General features: G+C 44.0%; 8 protein-coding genes. 1 reads left to right on the forward strand and 7 read right to left on the reverse strand.

Features of this window, described 5'->3' with window-relative positions; translation table 11 throughout:
* Both DRW42_RS02145 and DRW42_RS28555 read right to left on the reverse strand, forming a co-directional pair.
* Positions 1-14,885: tandem-95 repeat protein (locus tag DRW42_RS02145; RefSeq protein WP_113947201.1), on the reverse strand; the 14,885-nt coding region annotated here is incomplete at its 3' end.
* Positions 14,886-15,898: 1,013 nt separating this feature from the next.
* Positions 15,899-16,180: a hypothetical protein gene (locus DRW42_RS28555; RefSeq protein ID WP_147243651.1), complete on the reverse strand. Its 282-nt coding sequence runs from the start codon at positions 16,178-16,180 to the stop codon at positions 15,899-15,901.
* 176 nt (positions 16,181-16,356) lie between these two features.
* Between DRW42_RS28555 and DRW42_RS02155 the strand changes: the two genes are divergently transcribed.
* The gene (locus DRW42_RS02155; protein WP_113947203.1) at positions 16,357-16,842 is read left to right on the forward strand and encodes an ankyrin repeat domain-containing protein; all 486 of its coding nucleotides are present in this window, start codon (positions 16,357-16,359) and stop codon (positions 16,840-16,842) included.
* Here DRW42_RS02155 and DRW42_RS02160 read toward each other — a convergent pair.
* From DRW42_RS02160 to treZ, 5 genes are all read right to left on the reverse strand, one after another.
* Positions 16,839-17,447, reverse strand: a complete 609-nt coding sequence (locus DRW42_RS02160) for a hypothetical protein (RefSeq protein ID WP_113947204.1) — start codon at positions 17,445-17,447, stop codon at positions 16,839-16,841. The two genes, DRW42_RS02155 and DRW42_RS02160, sit on opposite strands and share 4 nt — an antisense overlap.
* 56 nt (positions 17,448-17,503) lie before the next feature.
* The gene (locus DRW42_RS02165; protein WP_113947205.1) at positions 17,504-19,696 is read right to left on the reverse strand and encodes a catalase; all 2,193 of its coding nucleotides are present in this window, start codon (positions 19,694-19,696) and stop codon (positions 17,504-17,506) included.
* Positions 19,697-19,706: 10 nt separating this feature from the next.
* Positions 19,707-20,261 carry a YciE/YciF ferroxidase family protein gene (locus DRW42_RS02170; protein ID WP_113947206.1) on the reverse strand — a complete coding sequence of 185 codons (555 nt, stop codon included), beginning with the start codon at positions 20,259-20,261 and terminating at the stop codon, positions 19,707-19,709.
* 174 nt (positions 20,262-20,435) lie between these two features.
* Positions 20,436-24,485, reverse strand: a complete 4,050-nt coding sequence (gene treY, locus DRW42_RS02175; protein ID WP_113947207.1) for a malto-oligosyltrehalose synthase — start codon at positions 24,483-24,485, stop codon at positions 20,436-20,438.
* Positions 24,478-26,358 (reverse strand): malto-oligosyltrehalose trehalohydrolase, encoded by a 1,881-nt coding sequence (treZ, locus tag DRW42_RS02180; protein WP_113947208.1) that lies wholly within the window; start codon positions 26,356-26,358, stop codon positions 24,478-24,480. Before treZ ends, treY begins: the two co-directional genes overlap by 8 nt.
* Positions 26,359-26,423: the final 65 nt, after the last annotated feature.

The raw sequence follows: 26,423 nt of genomic DNA on the forward strand, positions 1-26,423 counted from the left end.
TTTACCGGAGTTACTGTTACAGGGATGGTTACCGTTGCCGTGCCTCCTTTGCCATCGCTTACGGTTACGGTAAAAGTATCATTACCATTATAGTTTGGCTCTGGTGTATAAATATAAGTGCCATCAGCATTAATGACCACGGTACCATGTGCCGGAGCAGTTGTTACCGCGTAGCTAAGCGCATCACCATCAATATCTGATGCAGTGATACTGCCGTTAAACGGCGTATCCTCGCTGGTGGTAATGGCCGGAGCAGTTGCAATTGGTGCATCATTTACCGGAGTTACTGTTACAGGAATGGTTACCGTTGCCGTGCCTCCTTTACCATCGCTTACGGTTACAGTAAAAGTATCATTACCATTATAGTTTGGTTCTGGTGTATAGGTATAAGTGCCATCAGGATTAATGACCATAGTACCATGAGCCGGGGCTGTTGTTACCGCGAATGTAAGCGCATCGCCATCAATATCTGATGCGGTGATAATGCCGTTAACCGGGGTATCTTCGCTGGTGGTAATGGCTGGAGCTGTTGCAACTGGCACATCATTTACAGGAGTAATGGTTACCGGAACGGTCACCGTTGCGGTACCACCTTTGCCATCACTTACGGTTACGGTAAAAGTATCATCGCCATTATAGTTTGGCTCTGGTGTATAGGTATAAGTGCCATCAGGGTTCATAACCAAAGCACCATGTGCCGGAGCAGTTGTTACCGCATAGCTAAGCACATCACCATCAACATCTGATGCGGTAATGGTGCTGCTAACGGGGGTATCTTCGCTGGTGGTTATGGCCGGAGCTGTCGCAACTGGCACATCATTTACAGGAGTAATGGTTACCGGAACGGTTACCGTTGCTGTGCCCCCATTACCATCATCTACAGTTACTGTAAAGCTATCTGTACCGTTATAATTTGCATCAGGGGTATAAGTATATGTACCGTTGGCATTTACGATTACTTTACCATGTAGCGGTTGTGAAGTTACTACATAGCTTAACATATTGCCATCAACATCAGATGCGGTAATGCTTCCATTTTTTGGAGTATCTTCTGGTGTAGTAATAGATGGAGCACTGGCTACAGGAACATCATTAACAGGTGTTACCGTTATCGGTACTGTAACAGTAGTTGTTCCGCCTTTTCCATCGTTTACTGTTACGGTAAAATTATCAGGGCCATTATAGTTTAATGCCGGAGAATAGCTGTAGGTTCCATCGGGATTAACCACCACGGATCCGTGTGCAGGCTGCGTGGTTATCGTATAGCCGAGCGCATCCCCATCTGCATCAGTAGCTGTAATTTTACCTGTTCTAGGGGTATCTTCAGTAGTGGAAACAGCTGGTGAAGTGGCAACCGGCACATCATTAACAGGAGTTACCGTTATTGGAATAGTAACTGTAGTTACACCACCCTTCTGATCGGTTATATCAACAATAAAACCATCTGGTCCGTTATAATTCTGATCGGGAGCATAAGTATACGTTCCATCAGGATTAAAGGTAAGCATACCATGTGCCGGAGGGGTACTAACCACGAATTTTAATACATCACCATCAACATCTGTTGCATCAATTTTACCTTTAACAGATGTATCTTCAGGGGTACTGATTGATACCGGAACCGCATTAAAATCAGGAGCATCATTAACCGGAGTAACAGTTACTGGAATATTGACAATCGCTGTTCCCCCATTGCCATCGCTTACAGTTATTGTAAAACTATCAGGTCCGTTATAGTTCAGCGCAGGTACATAGGTATAAGAGCCATCCGGATTAAGAGTTACCTGTCCGTGAGCCGGAGCTGTAGACAGCACATAAGTCAATGCATCACCATCTACATCACTTGCCGTAACCATACCGTTAACTGGTGTATCCTCATTAGTAGTAATTGGTGGCGAACTGGCGGTTGGATTGTCGTTTTCAGGAGTTACCGTAATAGGGATAACAACATTAACAGTTCCACCATTACCATCACTCACTGTAACCGTAAAACTATCTGTACCGTTGAAATTTGAATTTGGCACAAAAGTATAAGTTCCGTCGGTATTCAGTTTTACAGTTCCATTTTGAGGAGCTGTATTCAAAGTATAAGTCAATATGTCGCCATCGGCATCACTCGCTCCAATCAATCCGTTTAAAGGGGTATCTTCCGGGGTATTGATATCCGGCGGGATCGCTGTTGCAACAGGCACATCGTTAACCGGGGTAATACTAATGGCCAATGTAGCCAAGGCAGTGGCGCCCTTACCATCAGCGATGGTGTAGGTAATTACCGGAACCGGACCATTATAGTTGGCACTCGTGGTAAAAGTATAACTGCCATCTGCTTTGATGTTGATCGTGCCCACATTTACGCCCCCAGCACCCAATATGTTTACATCAGTGTTCAGCGTCTGATTTCCTGTCATACCCGCAATGGCATAACCTGTTATGGTAAGTGCATCACCATCGGTATCAGTATCATTGGCCAGCAAACCGGTTGATGCAGTTACCGTTAATGCATTGTCTTCATTTGTTTTTCCTGCATCATTTTGTGCTGTTGGTGCGTCATTCACAGCAGTTATCCCTAGCGTTAATGTTGCAGTTGCTGTTCCGCCGTTTCCATCACTAATGGTATAGGTAATTACAGGAACCGGCCCGTTGTAATTTAATTCCGGACTAAAGCTATAACTACCATTAGCATTGATGGTTATCGATCCTGTTTTTTGGCCGGCAGCATTCAACACCTCAAATGGCGTTCCCATTACAGGCGTTGTGGTTATACCGGCTACTGTGTAACCGGAAATGATTAACGTATTTTGATCGGCATCAGTATCGTTGCTTAATAAGCCTGCTCCCGCAGCAACATTCAACACAACATCTTCTGTTACTGTTCCCACATCATTTACAGCAACCGGCAAGTCGTTAACCGCATTGATACTGATGCTGAGTTTTGCAGAAGCCGTTAAACTGCCATCGCTGATGGTATAGGTAATTACCGGTACTGATCCACTATAATTGGCATTTGGGACAAAAACATAACTCCCGTCAGCATTGATGGTAATTGTACCAACACCTGTAATGGCAAAGGGCATACCTATAATTGGGGTGCCTGTAATGCCTGGATAAGTAAAACCTGTTACGCTGAGTATTGTGCCAGTATCGGCATCAGTATCGTTGCTCAATAAACCATTGGCCAATGTTACGGTTAAGTTATCATCTTCAGTTACCGTTGCCATATCATCAACAGCCACAGGCGCATCATTAACCGGATTTACAGTAATGGCTAGTGTACCATTGGTTGTGGTGGTACCATCACTAACGACATAGGTAATCAGTGGAACGGTTCCGTTGTAATTGGTAGTTGGTTTAAAAGTATAGCTACCATCGGCATTGATGCTGATCTCGCCTACACCTGGAATGTTGAACGGTGCACCCACTGATGGTGTACCCGGAATACCGGCAACGCTATAACCTATTATGGTTAAGGTAGTTCCGGCATCTACATCACTATCATTCGCCAATAAACCATTTATGGCGGTTTTGGTAATACCAGGAGCATCTTCGGCAATGGTTTCGGTTTCACTGTTTACTATCGGCTGATCATTAACGGGAGTAATAGTGATGCTTACATCGGCCGCAGTGCCAGCATAAGCCGAACCATCAGAGCCGTTCCATTTAAAGGAAATAGTACCATTAAAATTGGCATCAGGCACAAAAGTGATGTTGCCAAGATCAGCTGCATTAATCTGCTGCCCTGCTGTAACCGGATTGCCGTTTAAAAGCAGTTTTCCATTAGCTGGTAAAGTAACAACCTCTATTTGGGCCAATGTACTGCCTGCGTCCACATCGCTGAATTTACTGGTAAAATCAGTCGGACTAAAAGTTACAGTTGCATCTTCAGTTCCTGTTTTCGAAATATTGGCTACTACAGGCGCATCATTAACCGGAGTTACCGTAATGGCCAGTGTACCATTGGTTGTAACTGTACCATCGCTAACCGTATAAGTCATTACCGGAACGGTACCGTTGTAATCAGCCGCTGGTTTAAATGTATAGCTACCATCGGCATTAATGCTGATCTCGCCTACACCTGGAATATTGAATGGTACACCCATTGATGGTGTACCCGGAATACCGGCAACGCTATAACCTGTTATGGTTAAGGTTGTACCGGCATCTGCATCACTATCATTCGCCAATAAACCATTTGCAGCGGTTTTGGTAATGCCCGCAGCATCTTCGGCGATGGTTTCGTTTTCGCTGTTTATTACCGGAAGATCGTTTACAGGATCGATGGTTATGGTTACATCAGCCGCAACGCCCGCATAAACAGAGCCATCCGAACCATTCCATTTAAAGGAAACAGTACCATTAAAGTTGGCATCAGGAACAAAAGTGATGTTGCCCAGATCCGCTGCATTAATCTGCTGACCTATTGCAACCGGGTTGCCGTTTAAAAACAATTTTCCACTGGCAGGCAAGGTAACAACCTCTATCTGGGCCAATGTATTGCCTGCATCCACATCGCTGAATTTGCTAGTAAAATCAGCTGGAGCAAAGATTACGGTTACATCTTCTGTTCCGGTTTTCGCAATATTTGAAACAACTGGTGCATCGTTAACAGGCGTTACCGTAATGGTAAGTGTACCACTGGTTGTGGCAGTACCGTCGCTCACATTAAAAGTAATCACAGGAACACTACCATTATAATTGGCTACTGCAGTAAAGGCATAACTACCATCAGCATTGATGGTGATCTGGCCAACATCAGGAATAGTAAATGGTGTTCCAAGTACCGGTGTACCCGCAATGCCTGCAACACTATAATCTGCAATGGTTAAAGTTGTACCTGCATCTACATCACTATCATTAACCAACAAGCCATTGGCTGCATTTTTGGTAATGCCAGGCGAATCTTCAGTTATCGTTTCAGTATCATTATTTACTACCGGAGGATCGTTTACCGGGTTTACAGTAATTTTAAGTGTAGCACTGGTTTCAGCCGGAGTGGCACCTGAAAACCTGATGGTCGGGTTATCTGCAAGGGTGTAGGTTATTGTTGGAACCGTGCCATTGTAGTTAGGTTCGGGTGCAAAAGTATAGTTTCCATTGGCATTGATGGTAATGGTACCCACATTCGGGATCAATACCGGAACACCCACATTCTGATCGCCGTTTATACCATCAATACTATATCTGGTTATGGAAATCGGATCATTATCCGGGTCAGAATCATTGCCTAATAAACTGGCCGAAACCGGCACACCATCTTCAGCCATGCTGTTGATATCGTTGCCAGCAACCGGAGCCTGGTTATTAGAAAGTACTGTAATATTAAAATTCGCATTAGCTGAACCGCCATTGCCATCGCTTACGGTATAAGTTATGGTAGGAACATTGCCGCTAAAAGTAGCCAGAGGTGTAAAAGCGTAACTTCCGCTGGCATTGATGGTAATATCGCCTACTCCAGGTATAGTAAATGGCGTACCCACAACAGGTGTAATAGCCGAGCCACTTACTGTATAAGCTGTAATGCTCAGGGTATTCAGGTCTATATCAGTATCGTTGGCCAATAAACCTGGTGTGTTTCCGGTTAACGTGCCACTGTTCTGTATCATACTGGCCACGTCGTTACCGGCAACCGGTATATCATTTACCGGATTAATGTTGATTACTACGTCAGCAGGTGTACCAGCATATACGCTACCGTCAGAACCGTTCCATTTAAAAGTAGCGGTGCCATTAAAATCCGGATTAGGTATAAAAGTGATGTTTGCCAGATCGGTTGCATTGATTTCCTGATCAACCGTAATGTTCACGCCGTTTAATTTAAGCAAGCCATTGCCCGGCAAGCTTATGATTTTTATTTTGCTAAGGGCATTGTTTTCGGCATCACTGAATTTTCCTGTAAAGTCGGCAGCAGTGAAATTAACCGAAACATCCTCCGCCCCCGTCTTTGTAATATTCGAAACTACCGGCGGATCATTTTGAGGTACAATGCTGATGGTTAAAGTAGCTGTTGCAGTACCGCCACTACCATCAGCAACTGTGTATGTAATTACCGGAACAGGCCCATCGTAATCGGTAACTGGTGTAAAAGTATAACTACCATCTGCATTAATGGTAATATTGCCTGCACCTGGAATAGTAAAAGGACTGCCAATAACCGGAGTACCTGTTATGCCGGGATAGGTAAACCCTGTAACGGTTAAAATGGTACCCGCATCAACATCACTATCGTTAGATAAGAGTCCGTTAGCGGCTGTGCGGTTAAGTATGGCATCCTCGTTTATGATGGCCACATCATTAACTGCTACCGGATTATCATTTACCGCCGTAACATTTAGGCTTAAATTTGCACTGGATGTACCACCGTTGCCATCGCTTATGGTGTAGGTTAATACCGGAACAGCACCGTTATAATTGGCCTGCGGTTCGAACCTGTAACTGCCATCAGCATTGATGGTGAGCGTGCCTACACCTGCAATCAACACCGGAGTGCCGACAGGCTGCGTGGCTGCAATTCCTGCAATAGTGTAGCCGGTAACGGTTAAAGTCGTACCCGCATCAACATCAGTATCATTTGCCAATAAGCCATTACCTGCGGTTACATTCAAAATAACATCTTCAGGAGTATTATTGCTATCATTATTTGCTACAGGAGCATCATTTACCGCTGTAATGTTGATGGTTAATGTGCCTGTTGCGGTTCCGCCGTTGCCATCGCTAATGGTATAGGTAAATACCGGTACAGCCCCATTGTAATTACTAGCTGGTGTAAAACTGTAGCTGCCATCTGCATTAATGGTGATGCTACCTACCCCGGGCACGGTAAAAGGACTACCCATTACCGGTGTGCCTGTAATACCAGGATAAGTAAAACCTGTAATGGTTAAAATATTACCATTATCAACATCAGTATCATTGCTTAACAAACCATTGGAAGCCAGGCGGGTTATTGCAACATCTTCACTGGTGGTAGCTACATCATTAACAGTTACCGGGTTGTCATTTACTGGTGTAATATTCAAGCTTAAAGTTGCATTGGCTGTACCACCGTTGCCATCGCTTAAGGTATAGGTAATTACCGGAACAGCGCCATTGTAATTCGCTGCCGGTTCAAATCTGTAGCTACCATTGTTATTGATGGTAAGAAGTCCAACTCCAGGAATAGATACCGGAGCGCCCACATTCTGTGTACCCGAAATACCTGCAATGGTATAACTAGTAATCAGCAGGGTTGTACCGGCATCAACATCGGTATCGTTAGCCAATAAACCATTAGCTGCTGTTACGTCCAAAATAACATCTTCACCTGAGGTATTGGTATCATTGCTGGCTACAGGGGCATCATTAACCGGGGTGATACCAATAGTTAAAGTACCTGTTGCGGTGCCTCCGTTACCATCGCTAACAGTATAGGTAATTACCGGAACAGAACTGCTGTAATTGGCTAAAGGCTCAAAAGTGTAACTACCATCAGCGTTAATGGTAATACTACCTACGCCCGGAATTGTAAAAGGACTGCCAATGGCCGGAGTACCTGTTATGCCCGGATAGGTAAAACCAATAATATTCAGGTTATTTCCTGCATCAACATCGCTATCATTACTTAACAGGCCATTGCCGGCTGTACGGATAAGGGTAACATCTTCGTTGGTTGTGGCTAAATCGTTAACTGCAACCGGGTTGTCGTTTACAGGGAGAATGCTGATGTTAACGTTTGCCGCTGTTGCATAGGCTGAACCATCAGAACCATTCCATTTAAAGCTGGCATTACCATTAAAGTTTGGTGCAGGAACAAAAGTAATATTTGCAAGATCGGCCGTCACAATTTCCTGTCCGGCAACGATGTCAACACCATTCAGCTTTAATATACCCTGATTGGCTGCTGGTAAGCTTACGATCTGGATCTTGCTTAAACTGTTATTATCTACATCGGTAAATTGACTACTGAAATCGGCAGCCGTAAATGGAATAACAGTATCTTCATTTCCTGATTTGGCAATATCAGTAATTACCGGCTGATCATTAACCGGAGTAACTGTAATGTTTACATCAGCCTGATTGCTGTAACCGGTTCCATCAGAACCACTCCATTTAAAGTTAACGTTACCATTAAAATTTGGTTCAGGAGCAAATACCAGTTTGCCTAAATCGGCTACATTAATCTCCTGCCCTGCGCTTACCGGTGCTCCGTTAATCAATAACCTACCCTGATCTGGGTCGGGAAGATCCTGTACCTGTATTTTTGCCAGGGCATCGCCTTCGGTATCGGTAAAATTACTGGTAAAGTTTCCTGGTGCAAACTGCAGGTTCACATCTTCAGAGGTGGTTAAATTAATATTGGTAACGGTTGGCAGATCGTTAACCGATGCAATGGTAATATTTATATTGTTCGGTGTTGTGGCATAAGCCGTGCCATCGCTGCCGTTCCATTTAAAGGTAACCGGACCGTTGAAATTTGGTGCTGGTACAAATGTTATATTGGCCAGATTGGCAGCCGAAATTTCCTGTCCGGCAAGGATGTCAACACCATTCAGTTTTAATACACCCTGATTAGCTGGCGGAAGGCTTATGATCTGGATTTTGGCCAGTGCATCGCCATCAGCATCAGTAAAATTACTGGTAAAATCGCCCGGCGCAAAATTGAGGGTAACATCTTCTGTTCCTGCTTCTGCTACTGCCGCAACAACCGGATTATCATTTATTGAAGCAATGGTAATATTTACATTGGCTGGTGTAATAGCATAATCAACCCCATCGCTACCGTTGTAACCGAAGCTCACATTGCCATTAAAGTTTGGTGCAGGCACAAAAACGAGATTAGCCAAATCTGCAGACGAGATTTCTTGTCCTACGGTTACATTAACATTGTTTAATTTTAAGAAACCCTGAGCCGCTGTTGGCAAACTCAATATTTTTATTTTAGCCAATGTACCATCTAAGTCGCTAAACTTGCTATTGAAATCAGCCGTTGTAAAAGGCACATTATTATCTTCTGTTCCGTTTTTGGATATATCGGCAACAGTTGGCAAGTCATTTACCGACTGGATATTTAGGTTTGAAGTTTTGGTATCCGTTAAAGCCGGGCCACCTGTATTGCCCTGATCGTTAATACTTACGGTTAACGTTACGGTGCCGTTTGCATTTTCTGCAGGCGCATAGGTAACCTTGGAAGCAGCTATAAATGCGTTAATGGAACTGGTACTACCTGTAAGGATAATTGCATTACTACCTGTACCCGTAATGGCAATACCCGGCTCGGCAGTGGCGGTTAAAGTACCCTGCCCTGCCGGAACGCTGATGGTAACCACTACATTCAGGTTACCTGCGTCGGCATCGGCAAAGCTTATACCCGACAGTGCCTTTGGTGTATCCTCTACCAGGGCAATGGCTGCAGGAACCGTTGCTACAGGAGCAATATTGTAATCTTCCCGCCAGTCCCTTTCTGGTGTTGCAGGGGTATCCAGATTAGGAAACGAATCTGGAGTTTGGGCATTGGTTGGATTATAGGCCGAATCATTATTATCAAAAGCATCGTCCAAACCATCTTTGTCGGCATCGCTGCCAAGCGCTACCACATTGGCCACGCCATTGTTATCGGTATCATAGGCTTCGAGTGTATCACTATCGTTGTCGTTGTCTGAATCAAGATCGAGGTAATCAGGCTGGTCTGTACCATCGGTATTTACCGGCGTGATACCATTCGGACCATAGGCATCATCCAAACCGTCGCGGTTGGCATCAACACCCGACGGGGCAATATAACCGGCAGTGCTTTGCGCTTCAATATTATCTGGAATGCCATCGCCATCTGAATCAAGATCAAGGAAATTCGGAATCCCGTCGCCATCTGTATCGCCGGCACCTTCTAGCTGGTCTTTTATACCGTCGTTATCCGAATCCAGATCGAGATAATTCGGAATACCATCGTTATCATTATCTTTTACTGTTACCGGCGTTCCGGAAGGCTGACCTGCCAGAGAGCCTGTAAGGTTATTGTAATCATCGGCAACATCTGCTATTCCATCATTATCAAAATCGTTAATTGCACCTGAGCCTACCTTTCCATCACCATCGGCATCCGTACCGCGGTTTTCTATTACATCATTAATACCATCATTATCCGAATCCAGGTCGAGGAAATTAGGAAAACCATCTCCATCGGTATCAGGCGGACTATAACCACCATTTGCCAGCTTTGGTACACCGTTGGCATCCACATCATTCGGGCCGATTAAACCAATACCCGGTAAACCGTTATTATCAGGGTCTGAACCACCTGCTTCAATCACATCCGGAACACCATCGCCATCCGAATCCAGATCGTGGTAGTTTGGTAAACCATCTATACCGGCTGTATCCTGCATGCCATCTACGGTATCTAAAATACCATCATTATCATCATCTAAATCAAGGCCATCGGGCACACCATCTTTATCGTAATCAACTGTTGAACGCCAGTCACGCTCTCCGCCGGTGCTTTGTGTAGCCGGCATATCAGTTGGTTTCTGACCCGCGTTTGTGGCATATCCAATCGGACTGTTATTTCCATTATCAAGATCAAAAATATCCTGCAAACCGTCGCCATCACTGTCGGGTGTAAGGTCCATAAAACCATCAGGCCCCGCAGCGCCGGTGCGGTTATTAAAATTATCCACTTCAAGCGGACTCTCTACATTATTTTCAAGCCAATCGCGGAAGCCATCGTTATCGGCATCGCCATCTACATAATCAGCAGCTTCGCCCCCATCTACGTTAGAATAACCAGAAGCAATGCCACCATTATTTACATCATAGGCGTTATCGATTCCATCACCATCGGTATCTAAGCCTTTTGGCGCCACATAATTTGCAGTTGCCAAACCTTCAACATTATCCACAATACCGTCGTTATCGGCATCAATGTCGAGGTAATTTGATAAGCCATCGCCATCCCTATCAACATTAAAGTTGGGATTGATAACTACAAAATCAGGATCATTAAGGTCTGAAAGTCCATCTCCGTCAGCATCGGTTATCTGCCCGGTGCCGATGAAACCATCATTCTCGCTATCGGGTATGAAAAATACCGATTCAAAATTATCAGGTATGCCATCCGCGTCAGAATCAAGGTCTAAATAGTTTGGTTTTCCATCTTTGTCTTTATCTCCGATTACTATTGCTGTACCACCTGCAGCAGGGTCTACTGCGTCTTGCAGGCCATTTCCATTCGCATCTACAAATGCACCAATACCATAACGGCCATCTTTATTGGGATCGTTATTCGGGTTGCCGTCTGATTCGATGGCATCAACAATACCATCATTATCAGCATCAACATCGAGGTAATTCGGAATGCCGTCACGATCGAAATCGCCGGTCCCTTCAACCGTATCCGGAATGCCATCGTTGTCGTCGTCCAGATCGATGCCATCAGGTACACCATCTTTATCGGTATCCGTTACAGAAACAGGAATGGTATAGTTTGCCGTATTCGAACTGGCTCCCGAATTATCAATAGCTGCAAAAGAAAAAGTTGCATTGCCGTTGAACAGCGTATTTGGATTAAATTTTAAACCAGCTGCCTGGGCAGGTGTTAAAGTCTGACCTGCTGTTACCGGTGTATTATCTGCCAGGGTAAGTGTTCCCTGAGCAGCAGTAGGAATAGTAAGTATTTTGTATGAGGAAATGGTGCCATCAATATCTGTTGCGGTTAGCGGATCGATGGTTTTTGGACCCGCAGCACTTTTTAAGGTTGCTGTATTGGTAATATCTGATGCTTGCGGCGCATCATTAACCGGATTAACGGTAATGCTTACTGTTGCGGTTACGCAATCATTGTTTGCGTCGCACAAGCGATAGGTAAAAGCATCTGTACCGTTAAAATTTGCTGCCGGTGTATAAGTATAGGTTCCATCCGCATTAAAGCTTACCGTACCTTTAGCGGCACCACCATTGGTACCCACCAAAGCCCAAACGTTTCCACCATCACCACTTAATATATCATTGGTTGCAACATTGCCTGTTATGGGCGTATCTTCATTACCCGAGGCATTGTCGGCTGTAGCTACCGGAAGATCGTTAACGGAAACCACCGTAATTGATACGGTAGCAATATCGCAATCGTTGTTTGCATCGCACAACTTATACGTAAAACTATCAGACCCGAAATAATTTGCATTTGGGGTATAGGTAAAGGTTCCGTCTGCATTAAACACAACTGTTCCATTAACCGGGTTGGTTTCTTTGGTAAATAAATTGCCTCCGTCTGCACTCTGTACATCATTGGTGCTTACATTGCCGTTAAATGTTACATCCTCGTTGGTGCTCACCATATCATTAACAGCATCGGGCAATGCGTTAAAAGTCATAGAAACGGTAGCCGCATTACTACTTACCGCTGCTTTGTCAACTTCGCTGAAGGTAAATGTAAAAGTACCTGCACCCGGTGGGTCGTATCTTAATAATGCAGGGTTATAATTCACAATGGTTTGTCCGGCGGTTACCGCAATGGCATTATAAAATAATGTACCGGTTCCAGGCAGTGTAACTATTTTTATGGTATTACTGTTACTCGTGCCGTTATAAGCGCCATCTTCCGGGTCGGAGCCTGTTAATGTTGGTACCGCAACAGTATTTGTACCTGCAGGGGTAGTAAATGTAGCACTTGTATTATTAGCCGAGGGTTTCTGGTCTATTCCGAAATTAATCCCCGCAATGTTCGCAGCAAGCACTGATATGCTTGTTTTTCCATCGGGTGTACCATCACCGCTTGCACTGCTGCCTTCTGCGGTATTGGCCGCATTGGCCAAAGTAACATTTACTGTACTGCCTATTGCCTGTACACCGTTAGAAACTGCAATAACAAAAGTAGTATTGGCCGTAACCCCATCGGCAGTACCAAAACTGTAGGTACCTGAAGGCGAAACAGCAGCGCTTTTTACAACCAAACCAGCGTTGGATACCAGGTTGGCATATAAAGTATTGGTTCCTATGGTATTGGTGGCGGTACCAAAAATGGTTCCGCCATCGGCATCGTTATAAGTTGTTCCGCTTAAAACAAGATCGGTAAAGGGCATGGTAACTGTACCGGGTGAAGCGCTCGGCATTAATGCCCTATCGCGGTAACTGAAGGTAAATGTTGCAGTAAGCGCGCCGTTCGCGGGGTCGAACAGCAACAATGTAGGTTCGTAAGCACGAATTACCTGGTTTACCGTTACTGCAATACCGTCATAATACAGTACTCCCATTGCGGCAGTTGGCAAACTGTTAATAATGATATCGGTACCTGTTAAATTGTTGGGGCTTTGAAAGAAATAATAATCCTCATCATCATAACCATTCAGGGTTGGTACCTGTACCTTTAGCGTACCTCCGGGATTACTTCGCGGAGCTGCAGTAACATTATTGGTTAGGGGCAACCGTTCGGCACCAAAATTAGCATTTTGAACAACCGTGTTACTGTTTATGATAACCCCGTTTATCATACCATCAGGTGTTCCATCCCCTCCTGTGGTGAGCCCTTCTCCGGTAAATATCCAGTTGCCGGTACTATTAACGGGCAGCGACGTGCTGCTATTAGTTGTGGTGCCTATACGGAGCGAATAGGTACCATTTGGCACCTCTGTGGCATTAAAAGAAAATATACCACTTGCCGAAATGGCTTTCGAGGCAACAACCGTTGTACCGCTAACCAATTTAACAAACATCTGGTTAGCGATGTTAGTACTAACACCATTAACCGCACCATCTTTAAGGCCATCGGCATCATTAAATAAAGTGCCTGATAAAACAACAGGACTTTCCACAATATCAAAGGATGCCTTGCCTACCACTACTGAACAGCCCGCACTATAACCACCTATATTGTAAGCCATATCAAGGTTTGGGTTACCGGCCCCACCACCTGTGGTATTGGTAATTGTGTAAGTAACGTTTTCGCCTGCTCCTTCCGGTACATTATCTGCCAATGCTGTAAAGGGGATGCTTATACGACCGGCAGTACTTCCGGTGGCCGTACTTATATCATAATCTCCGGCCGGCAATGTTAGGGTAATATTATCATCCTGATCAACACTTATGCTACCCCTCGTAGGGGTACCAATGGTATAATCGATGCCATAGCGTGCAGCACCGCCAGTTTTAGAGATGGTAACAGTCGCCTCGCTTTTTAAATTTCCACTAATGAATAATTCTAAATTGGTACTGCCGTTTGTTGGGCTGCCCTCTGTAATGGCCTGCGAGGTAAAGCGGCGCACATCGGCCAGGGGTTTTAAATCAACATCGGCATCATCGATCAGGTTGCCTAAATCCTGACCGAGACCTGCGGTTGTGCCCTGTGCGTTTAATCTTGCACCAAACACACCGAGCCTGCGCGTACCCTGCACGCCATTATTGGTTACTGTTCCGCTATACAATAACCATTTACCATATTCTGCATCGTGGGTGGATGAAGCCGTACCTATGGTTGCCCCGGAAGCCGGATCAATCAGTTCGATGCGCAACCGCTCTACATTCTTATCATCAATAGTTTTCCGGTGCCATATGCTAAAGGTAACGGTTTCGTTAGGCAGCAGACAAAGTTCCTGATAAAGGCCGGCTGATACCCAAGCATTAACCTCAGCCAGTTGCCGCCCCGAATGTGACTTAACACCTGAATAGTCACTTAGCCATATTTCGATCGCATTGGTAAGGCTTCCGGTTCCCCTTCCACATTCTACTTTTCCCCTTGTTGCGTTATCATTGCTAAACCAGCCAGTTACTTGTGTCTGTGGTAAAACATTCCATGATGGACCATCAGTACAAGTTATAAATGGAATTTCAAAACCCGGATTAATCAGGTAGCGTGCCGCCTGGCCAAAAACATTTACCGCAAAAAATAAACTGATAATTGCTAAAATTAGTAGTCCTTTTTTCATGGTTAAGCGCGGTAAATTTTAGGAAAGGAAATACTTATGCAAAGACCGTTAGCCACAGAAAAGGCAAAATACCCTTTCATTATTTTTACGGCGGCAATATTATGATCTGGGAAAAAACCTGGAGGTAAAAGTTTAATCATATTTGATTTAATTAATATCGTATGTAATACCTGCAAATCCTGACCTTGAATAGTAGACAAGTATTTCCTTATAATCAGTTTGGGTTATTTAATATTTCTGATAATGAATGATCTTTTAGGCATGCGAATGATGGCGTTACGGATGATCATTTTTCGTTGTGTTTTTTTACTGCATTAAGCAAAAAAACCAATACTGAATCCGTAGTGCGAATCATACATTTACACATAAAACACAAAATTACGCTACCCTTGATTAACATTATAGGAGCTGTCGATAGAATGGCATTTACGATAGATGGCTGACCATAATCTGTCGGTAGAATTTTATGAGCATAAATTTATGGGCTATCCAATAAAATAGCCGTGCCGATGCCTTTTATGCTTTAGTGGGTGGAGTTGGTGCCCCGGAAAGTTTCTTTTATAGGAGATACTGCGGTTAGCGTTCAGTAAATATTAAAATCGCTGGATATTGCCAAGGGTAAAAGTAAATCGTGATTAACTTGCCAGCTTAATTTGATCAGTAGTTGATTGGAGGGTTCCAGTGAGAATTTAAAATCCGGCAAAACCGGCAATTTTTGCATGTGGGGATTAGGTTGGTTTGTAAGTAGCCGGATTGCTTTTAAGCCGTTTGAAAGCAGATTTTATGCTGCCTAAAACCTGAAATACGTTAAAAATGGCCGCTGAATAGTATAAAAAGCCAGTTTTTAGTCTTACTAACAACTGTTGCTTTCAATTCTACATTAAAAATTCGAAAAAAACTACTACTTCGATTTGAGTTATTGCTGATTATCGGCACCATTGCCGGCTAGCAGTTGTTTACTTGAAAACAATATATCGCCAGCATCATTTTGCAGCGTGAACGAACAGGTGATATTAATGTTCAGTAGTTGTAAAGTTTAATGCACCTTCGTATTTAAAGGTTGCAAAGGCATTGCCGGTAGAGGTACGCACAATTCCTGTAAAATCAGATGGATAATCGCCAACGGATTCCCATACTAGCTTGGCCGCGTTGGCAAACAAAAGTAGATCAGTATCGTCTTTAACGATAAAGGTCATCGTGTGGTCCCCGATCAAATTACTTCTCTGGGATCCGATAAAATTCGAGCGGTAATAATCACTTTGGTCTTGTATCGAATTTATATTCTGGTTCTTCATATATTTTTACTTTTTCTTCCCAACCTTAAAATAAGGCGGACGTAAAATTTAACATGAGTTAGGGATAAATAGTTTTATAAAAAATATGAAATTGTTTATCCCTGCCCGGAAATAAAACAAGTGAGATAATTAAGACCGTGACGAAACTTTTTTATACTAAGTGCAGTTATAACGATATGGAAAACATCAACCTGTTAATTATTCCCGCTGCCCGTAAAGGCGAAATTGAAGTATTGCAAGAACTTATCCTCAGAAATGCCGATCTTGATTATACAGATGAGAAGGGATATACCCCACTGATTATCGCCTGTTACAACAATCAGTATGAAGCTGCCAAACTATTGATAGCAGCAGGGGCAAATATAAATGCAGCAGATTACGGAGGAAATACGGCACTGATGGGAGCTGCCTTTAAGGGTTATAGCGATATAGCAAAACTGCTTATTGAGAGTGGAGCCAGCCTCGACCTTAAACATGGTAATGGCGGCACAGCCTTGATGTTTGCAGCAATGTTTGGAAGAAATGAGGTTTTATCCCTGTTGATTGATAGTGGCGCGGATGTTACACTCACTGATCAACGAGGCCAAACTGCGCTTGATTATGCGGCATTGCAGGGCAATGAAGCTGGTGGTCAAATCCTTACTCAAGCTATTGGATCTTAATCTGATAAAAAAGCTTTAACAAGGCTCTTCCATTGCGGGTAAGACAAGCCTAATTTTGCAGCAACGCCTACCATAAAATTCCGGCCTTTATCCAGTAGCTTTTCCGCATCTGTATTGGCTATTTCGTTGCGTCCGTGCTCTTCGGCGCTTACTTCTGAGCCGTTAAGTCTGATGATGAATGTAGAGGTAGCGGCATCTTTTAAAAAATGTGCGGCTTCCTGACTATCCGAAACCGGATGGGCACAAGGCCGAACCCTCATTCCAAGCAAGCTGTTGCCGTTTTCCTCCACACTTTTTATCTCTTCTACCCGCACCCAATCATAGCCCATCCCTGCCACTGTTCCTGGCCCCGGGATATCGATACGGATATAATCCCCTTCCTTTACCTCTCTGTTAACCCTTACGCCTGAGGAATCGATAAGCTGAAAGGCTGATAAACCGGCCAGTTCTCCCCAATCGTTTACATTCATTAAACGCTCACAGGCACGCTTAAATATATTGGCAGCTTCTTCCTTCGTTTCACCGCTTCTTTTTTCAACAACATCCATCCTGCTTCCCTCATGTTGTACTGGAATCAGGTTGTTTTCATTTTCATCCGTTATCATAAGCTATGGGATTAAAGTGATGGAGCAATGAAATACCCCATCACTATATTTTTAAACTAAGCCGGAATTTTTCTAGGGTTTTCCCTGTCCCAGAATCTGTGGAGTGCAATCATTTCTTTAAACAATGCAGTTAGTTCCTCTACATCAGCAGATACGATCACACCTTCTCTTAAAACTGTTTCCCTCGAATATTCTGCAGGCAGTTTTTTGTAAAAGTAGGTTGATTCGAGCACCTGAACAGCTTCTTCATCTGCAGCAATGGCCTTGCAATGTTTAAAGGCTTCATTTAAAAAATGTAAAGCATTGGCTTCAGCCTCAACTGCTGCCACCGAATTTGTACCACCAGGCACGTAAACAGCATCATACAATACGGATGCTGCCGTGAGAAAACTCTCATCAGGCACAATTTTCTTATCACCTTTTGAAATAATTTCGCCCAGTTTAGGTGCAATAATGTGCACCACTGCCCCATCTGCAACCAGGGCATCTTTAACTTTGCTCAAAGATTTTTCATCCACACCATCGGCAGCCAGAATGGCTATTTTGCGCGTTTTTATGGTATCTTTAATCGTTCCTGCCATGCTAAGGGCCTCTGATGTGGCCAGGCTACCTTCTGGATTTGCTGAAGCATAATCCTCCCTTTTACCATCAGCCGGAATACTGTTGTTCAACTCTGCCAATGGTACATCCGGAATATGCAGCCCCAGTGCAAATGCAACTTCACCGGCAAGGCTTTTGTCGATATTGGCCAGAACAGCAAGCATACGCTCTCGGATGGGCACTGCTTTTACCTTACCCAGTTCAAAACTAAGGGCATCAATAATGTGGTTTTTCTCCGGATCGCTTTGAGAATTGAAAAACAGGCGGGCTTGTGAAAAATGGTCGAAAAAGCTTCTGCTTCTCGCCCTGATTTTTTTTGCATCAATCCGTTCGTTATAACTGGTAAATCCACCATCAGCGGCTTTCACCTGCGCGGGATCATTGCCGGCAATCGCATTCGGGCCATAACTGGTTTTTCCCCGGTTAATTGTCTGGCGCATATAACCGTCGCGCTGGTTATTATGCACCGGAACCACAGGGCGGTTAATTGGGATTTCATGAAAATTGGGTCCACCAAGGCGGATCAATTGTGTATCGGTATATGAGAACAGCCTTCCCTGCAATAGCGGATCGTTGGTAAAATCTATCCCCGGCACAACATGCCCTACGTGAAAAGCTACCTGCTCAGTTTCTGCAAAAAAGTTATCAGGATTTCTGTTCAGCGTCATTTTACCGATTCGCTGTACTGGTACCAATTCTTCAGGGATGAGTTTTGTAGGATCCAGAATATCAAATTCAAATTTAAATTCGTCTGATTCCGGTACAATCTGTACACCCAGCTCCCATTCGGGGAATGCTCCCGCTTCAATGGCATCCCAAAGATCGCGCCTGTGAAAATCAGGATCCTTGCCCGATATGTTCTGTGCTTCATCCCATGCTACTGCATGCACACCCAACAGGGGTTTCCAGTGGAATTTAACAAAATTCGATTCACCTTTGGCATTTACAAAACGGAAAGTATGCACCCCGAAGCCTTCCATCATCCGGTAGCTGCGTGGCAGTGCACGATCGCTCATTGCCCACATAATCATGTGTGCAGATTCAGGCAACTGCGATATAAAATCCCAGAAAGTGTCGTGGGCTGAGGCTGCCTGAGGCATTTCGTTATCAGGTTCGGGCTTTACGGCGTGGATAAGATCAGGGAATTTTATGGCATCCTGGATAAAAAATACAGGCATGTTATTTCCTACCAGGTCAAAATTACCTTCCTGGGTATAAAATTTCACTGCAAATCCGCGTACATCGCGGGCAAGATCTGTAGATCCCCTTGATCCTGCCACGGTCGAAAAGCGCACAAAAACTGGTGTTTCTGAGCCTGGATCGCATAAAAATGCAGCGCGGGTAAGTTCAGACATATCTTCATATACCTTAAATACGCCGTGCGCAGCAGATCCCCTGGCATGTACAATACGCTCAGGAATTCTTTCATGGTCAAAATGAGTGATCTTTTCGCGAAGGATAAAATCCTCCAGGAGCGTTGCTCCCCTTTCGCCTGCTTTTAATGAATTCTGGTCATCGTTTATCTTTACTCCATGGTTTGTAGTCATAAACTGACCGGCAGCATCGGCTACAAAGTTTTCGAGTTGATCTGTTTTACCGGTTTGCTGCTGAACAGGAGCTGTTTTTGATTTTGGATTTTGCTTAGCCATGTTTTTTGATTTAAGCCTCTTGTGCTGCTTTATAATTAATGTCTTTTTCTGCCACTTCGCTTAAAGTCTGATCTGCTTTTTTCTCTTCTCCTAAGGTCTGTTCCAACAGTGCTGCAACTTCATCCAGGCCAAGGGTAAGGGCCAATTGATGTAACCCTCCATAACTTGCAATCTCATAATGTTCTACTTTTTGTGAGGCCAGAATAATGCCCACATCCCTGGTTGCAGTGCCCGGCGGAGTTCCTTCTACAATCCCTTCGGCTTCTTTGGTTAATCCTTCCATAGCATCGCATTTTTTTGCTATTGCCTTTTCACCAAGCAGATCAAATACCTGCTCCAGTCTTGATACATGCACTTCAGTTTCTGCTAAATGCGACTGGATCCCTTTCTTTAAGGCCGGCGAGGTTGCGGCAGATATCATTTTAGGAAGGGATTTTACCAGATGGTTTTCTGCCCAGTAAAGATCTGAAATAGCGTCTTTAAATAGTTCTTTCATTGCAGGAGATTCCTGTAATGAAGTTTGGGCAGCAAATTTTGGATTACTGCCGGTTTCATTTTTTGTCATGGTATGTTCTGTTAAGGTATTGCTACTGATAGAACCGTGAATCCGGCCATTAAGTTTTGTTAATTTTAAGCTAAATGAATCAGAACCAAATAATACCGGATTTAACCTGGTTGAAGCCTCCTCCGCAATACCGGGTAAATCCCTCCGGAGAAATATGGGAATAGTATGCTGTTCCTAAATACTCCTTCCAAAGATTTCCGTTTGCATTCTAAGCCATTTGCAATTATCCTCATTCAGTTTATTTTCTTCCAGGCGCCATAGCCAGTTATGGGATGAGCTGCCCGGGATATTCATTCTTGTTTTTTCATCAAGCCCCAGCACATCCTGAACAGGCAAAATGGCTATTTTGGCCACAGAAGAATAAACCAACTGAGCCATAAACTCATGAACATTTTTACCAGTAAGCCCCGGCCCTGCATATAGGCTCAATCGCTTTTTTCCCTCAGGATCAAGCTCATTTTCGTACCAGCCCTTAACGGTATTATTATCATGTGTACCACTGTATACCACGCAATTGTTATCTTCGAAATTATGCGGGATATTGGGTGAAGCCAACAGGTCGTTACCGAAGGCGAACTGCAGCACTTTCATTCCGGGAAATTTAAATTCCTTTCGGAGTGATTCCACCTTGTCGGAAATTTCACCCAGGTCTTCAGCGATAAAAGGCAGCGGACCGAGCGCTTCTTCAACCGACCGGAAAAAATCCTCACCCGGGCCATTTACCCAAACACCCCCACTGGCATCTTCATCACCGGCATCAACCTCCCAAAAGGAAGCGAAAGCCCTGAAATGATCCAGGCGGATCAGGTCAAAAAGTTCGATATTTTTCTTCAGTCTTTTGTTCCACCAGCTAAAACCATCAAGTTTCATTTTTTCCCAGTTAAAAACCGGCATGCCCCAGAGCTGGCCTTTGTCGTTAAAATAATCGGGCGGAACCCCTGCAACTTTTTCAGAGTTGAGTTCATTATCAAGTTTAAACAATTCAGGGTGCATCCAAACTTCAACTGAATCGCGGTCTACATAAAACGGAAGATCCCCTATGATCTCAATACCATTATCCCCGGCATACTGCTTTAAGTTGGTCCACTGCCTGTAAAAAATGAATTGCTGCCATTTGATTTCATCAATCCTGCCGGCATTGATCTTTGAAAATGAATGTAGCTTATTTTGCTCCCTGTTGCGGTACTCTTTCGGCCAGTTATACCACTCCGTATTTTGATGGCTAATCTTTAACGCGGTGTACAATGCAAAATCTTCCAGCCAGTAATTTTCATGTTCACAGAATTTTTTATAGCGGTCTGCTAGCTCTTGCCCCGGCATTTTCCGGAAACGATTGTAGGCCAGTTGCAGGAGTTCAGTTTTTGTTTTTTCGACAGCAGGGAAATCAATCCGGTCAGTTATCGCAAGTTTGGCATTTTCCAATTCATCTGCCGTGATAAGATCATACTGAAAAAGACCTTCGGGACTGATCAGCAAGGTATTGCCTGCCAAAGCAGAACTGCTTGAATATGGAGAATGCCCGGTGGCTGCACTGGTTGGGTTTAGGGGTAAAATCTGCCAGTAGCGTTGCCTGGCATCTGCCAGAAAACCGATAAAATCTCTGGCTCCGGAGCCCAAATCCCCTATTCCGAATGACGAAGGAAGGGAGGTAATGTGCATTAATATACCGGCTGACCTTTCCTGTTTTTTCTCAGAAAGGGCAATAACCGCAATCGGAACCTGTGTAAAGAGCTGGTTAATCCTGATTCCTTTGGTAAGGACATCTTTAGCCGCAGGTTTTCCCCAAAGTAAATCCTGCCACCTTAGGGGTAGCTCTTTAGGCAGAATAATCTCCGTATCCAGCCAGTTAAAAGGCTCCCCGGCGATAACATCTGTTAAACCTGCCATCCCCAGCGGAACGGCAACCAGGATACACTGGCCTTCAAGTTTTCTGGCAAAGGCAATCACATTTTTATGGTATTTACCTTTCACCTTTAAGGGTACATATTCCCCTTTTTCGAAAAGCTGCTGGTTATCACGTCTGATTTTCATCAACAGATGGCTGAGCCAAAGTTTGATTTTACCGCTGTAACGATCGCTCCAGAGTTTTTTAGGATTTAACCCTTCCAATTCTCCAAGCAGAGTTTCTCTTTTTTGAAAATCTACCGGCCTGCGGTTGTCGGGATCAACCAGGCTCAAATCCCACATTTCGCATCCCTGGTAAACATCGGGTATGCCCGGACAAGTAAACTTCAGCATTAACTGTGAAAGACTGTTTATAACCGCAAAATCGGCTATCTTCGCCAGTAGTGATGAAATAATCTGATAACCAGCACTTTCTGGATTGATCAGTAAAAGGGCAAAATCTTTCACCTTAGTTTCATAATCTTCATCCGGTTCTGCCCAGTCTGAACGTTTTTTGGCCTCCCTCAAGGCTTTTTCTAGGTATTCTCCCAAACGTTTACCAATATCATCCCAGTCTTCCCCTGGCATTGGCAATGTGCCTAAAATCGTTTGAATGATAAGATAAATATCGTTTTTGTGCAACCATTTGAAAGATGGATTCTGATCCTGAATGCCGGCAATCCAATCCATCATATTCTTTACTGTGGCAGTCCACTGATGTGGAATATCCGTTAGTACGTTTAAACGTGCCCTTACGTCTTCTCCTTTTTTGGTATCATGGGTGGCGCTTGCGTTGATCGATAGCGGCCAGTATTGCTGTCTTTCCAACATGCGGTTATGAAACTCTCCAATGCTCATGCCAAAGGCTCCGGCAGCATCTCCTACCTCATTATGTCCGATAAAACGGTTATAGGTAAACATGAGCGTATCTTCAACGCCTTTGGCCATCAGCGGCCCCGTAAACTGCATACAGCGCTGGTAAAACTGCGATATTTTCTTATTCGCTTTGGCGTTATTTTTTCCCGGGCTGGTTATAAACAGTTCTTCCAGCAACCTGCCGGCATCAGCCAACGCGGGCTGAAGAATAACCGGGTGCAATAACTGTACTATTTTTTGCCGGTTATCAGCAGATAAAGGAAATTCATAATCGTAATAACGGTAAACCGGCATCTGGATAAGCATTTCACCTAAGGCTTTTTTTAGATTTTCAGCTCCAATATCATGTACGTTTTTTTTATTTACCGGTTCCAGGTTTATCAGGAGATTGAACAGATTATCCAGTTCACCCTGCATGTGGTGGTATAAAATAGCGGTTTTCTTTTCATGCACCATCAGTTTAACGTCTGGCTTTTTACCGGTTACCTCCTGATAGAGCCTGTCAAAAGGTTTTTGTGCAGATTTATTGGTGAAAAGGTTATTGCTGATGGCAAGAAAATCGTATCCGGTAGTGCCCTGTACTGCCCAGGATAAAGGCAGCTGCTCTTTTTCTGCCAGTATTTTCTCCACGGTAATATATACTTCATCGCTTACGGCTGACCTTAGTCTTTGCAGATAAACTTCGGGATCAAAAAGCCCGTCCACGTGATCGATCCTTAAACCCTGAAATATACCTTTTTCTACAAGTTCTAAAATGTAGGCATGATAGGCGTCAAAAACTTCAGGGACCTGGATATTCAGGCAGATTAAACTGTTTACTGTAAAAAACCGCCTGTAATTGATCCTGGATTCGGTTTCCTGCCAGTTGCAAGGCCGGTAATACTGGAGATCTACCAGTTCAGTTAGTAAAGCAGTATCGTTACTTACCCTGCCGATCTTGTTGTTTTTCAGAAAGCGCTGACCCGGATCATTTACCGGCCAGCTGTTTCCACCAAAATCCAGGAAATATTTTTCACCTGTTTTTTTTAACTGTATGGCACGGGCCGATATGGCCTTTTCAAGATCATCACCCAGAAAAGGCACCATTAATTTTTCAGTAAAATCGATATCAAAAAATGCAGAATAGGCTGATTTCTCACCATATTTCAGTACGTCCATCAACCAGCTGTTTTCGGGAAGGAAAGCCATGTGGTTGGGAACAATATCCTGGAGCCAGCTAATCTCTAATGCCTTTAATTTTTTACTTATGGCAAAAAGCTGTTTTTCGGTACCTATTTCAGGATTAATGCTGAGCGGATCGGTTACATCATAACCATGGGTACTGCCAGGAGCAGCCTTAAAGATTGGCGAAGCATATATCGTATCAACACCCAGACTTTTAAGGTATGGGATGATCTTTTCAAAGGATTTAAAGTTAAATTCCCGGTTAAACTGGATCCGGTAGGTAGAATTAGGTTTATACATTTTTGCCGCTAAAAATTAAGATTGATTCAGGTTTAATACCAATGATTCCATCGGCAGAAATTTCATTTTGGTTTGTTGATGGCCCTCCCCATTGTATGGAGGAAGAATCGAGTATGTTACTCCACGCGCAGCCGATTGGAGGACGAAGTTTCTGTTTCTGAGCGGAAAAATTCATAAGTACCATGATGTGTTGTTCGCCATGCCCCCGACAGAGCATTATACAGTTTTGTACAGGCAGGGCAATGGCTTTAACCTGGCCACGATCTAAAGCGGAAAGTACTGGATGCGTTTTCCGCAAAGCAATTAATGCCTTATAGTAGGCCAGCAGCAATTGATGCCCTTGTTCATTGATACTTTCCCAATCCAGCTTCGAACCCAAAAAAGTTTTTTCATCCTGTGGATCCGGGGTATCTTCTGAATGGTGGAATGCTGCAAATTCGGCTTTCCGTCCTTTTCTAACCGCATCGACAAGCTTGGGATCTGTATGGCTGATAAAAAAACGGAAAGGATGCTTTTCCCCGTATTCCTCCCCCATAAAAATCAGCGGCACAAAGGGGCTGCAAAATACAGCTCCTGCAAGCAGTTTTAACATTTCGTTGCTCACCAATGTGCTGGTACGTTCGCCCAGCATACGGTTACCTACCTGATCGTGGTTCTGGGAAAAAACAATAAACTGTTCTCCGGGGTTTCCTTCTGCCGGTATACCAAAGGTTTTATCGCGGTGGGGAGAATACTGCCCATCGTAAACATAAGCGCGCTCATAAGATTTTGCCAGGTGCCCCACGCCGTTAAAATCGCTGTAGTAACCCTGTTTCTCCTGTCCTGCCGCTACACGCAAGGCATGGTGAAATTCATCTATCCATTGCCCGTCGAGGCCATAGCCACCTGCATTTTTTGGATTGATATAACGGTTATCATTCAGGTCAAGTTCAGCAAAAAGGTGATAATGCCTGCCTGTTAATAGTGAAAGTTCGCCGGTATACCTTTTGATTTCAGCAAGGATGTGGACAGCACCAAAGTCTTTAATGGCATGTACCGCATCAAGCCTCAATGCATCGATATGGAAATCACGGAACCACATCAGTGCATTTTCGATAAAATAATGACGTACCGCATCTGAACCGGCATCATCATAATTTATCGCCTGCCCCCAGGGAGTAAGGTATTTATCGGTAAAATACGGACCAAAATCACCAAAGTAATTCCCTTCAGGGCCAATGTGATTATATACAACATCCAGTATTACAGCCAGTCCCTTGTTATGGCAGGCATTAACTAAATGCTGTAAGGCCTTTGGGCCGCCGTAACTATTTTGTACAGCAAACGGATATACACCATCGTACCCCCAGTTTCTATCGCCCGGAAACTGAGCGAGAGGCATGAGTTCTATAGCGGTAATTCCCAGTGCTATTAAATAATCCAGTTTATCTTCGATGGCCCGGAGATCTCCTGCCCCGGTAAAGGTTCCGGTGTGCAATTCGTAAATAATATAATCTTTCCGGTGGATTCCTTTCCAGTTCTGATCCGACCAATTGAAATCCAGCGGATCAAAAGCTGTTGCATAGGCACCTATACCATCTTTTAAAAACAGCGCTGCCGGATCTGTCCTGATTAGTTTTGAAGAGGATGATTTATCTGTTTCCTTTTTCGCCTCATTCCAGATTTCAAAACCATAACTATCACCAATTTTTAGCTGATCGATATTTGTAAACCAATACCCATATCCTGCACGTTCCATAATCACCTGGGCAGGCAGTTGATCGCCTACAAGCGCAACCATGGAAGCAAAGGGCGCCCAAAGCAGTACTTCTGCACTGCCATTATCTAAAAAACTCAAACCGATTTTTCTCCGGCCGATCTCTATCTGCATCATTTTAAGTAAAACCGTTTAAATATTCTGATGAGGGTGACAACACACTCATCGCGTTGGAAGAAAAA

It is taken from the genome of Pedobacter miscanthi (assembly GCF_003315595.1).
Classification (GTDB): domain Bacteria; phylum Bacteroidota; class Bacteroidia; order Sphingobacteriales; family Sphingobacteriaceae; genus Pedobacter; species Pedobacter miscanthi.

Excerpts from the sequence above, each read along its gene's own strand:
- DRW42_RS28555 (WP_147243651.1), bottom strand. The coding sequence starts at position 16,180 with ATGAAGAACCAGAATATAAATTCGATACAAGACCAAAGTGATTATTAC.
- DRW42_RS02155 (WP_113947203.1), top strand. The coding sequence starts at position 16,357 with ATGGAAAACATCAACCTGTTAATTATTCCCGCTGCCCGTAAAGGCGAA.
- DRW42_RS02160 (WP_113947204.1), bottom strand. The coding sequence starts at position 17,447 with ATGATAACGGATGAAAATGAAAACAACCTGATTCCAGTACAACATGAG.
- DRW42_RS02165 (WP_113947205.1), bottom strand. The coding sequence starts at position 19,696 with ATGGCTAAGCAAAATCCAAAATCAAAAACAGCTCCTGTTCAGCAGCAA.
- DRW42_RS02170 (WP_113947206.1), bottom strand. The coding sequence starts at position 20,261 with ATGACAAAAAATGAAACCGGCAGTAATCCAAAATTTGCTGCCCAAACT.
- treY (WP_113947207.1), bottom strand. The coding sequence starts at position 24,485 with ATGTATAAACCTAATTCTACCTACCGGATCCAGTTTAACCGGGAATTT.
- treZ (WP_113947208.1), bottom strand. The coding sequence starts at position 26,358 with ATGATGCAGATAGAGATCGGCCGGAGAAAAATCGGTTTGAGTTTTTTA.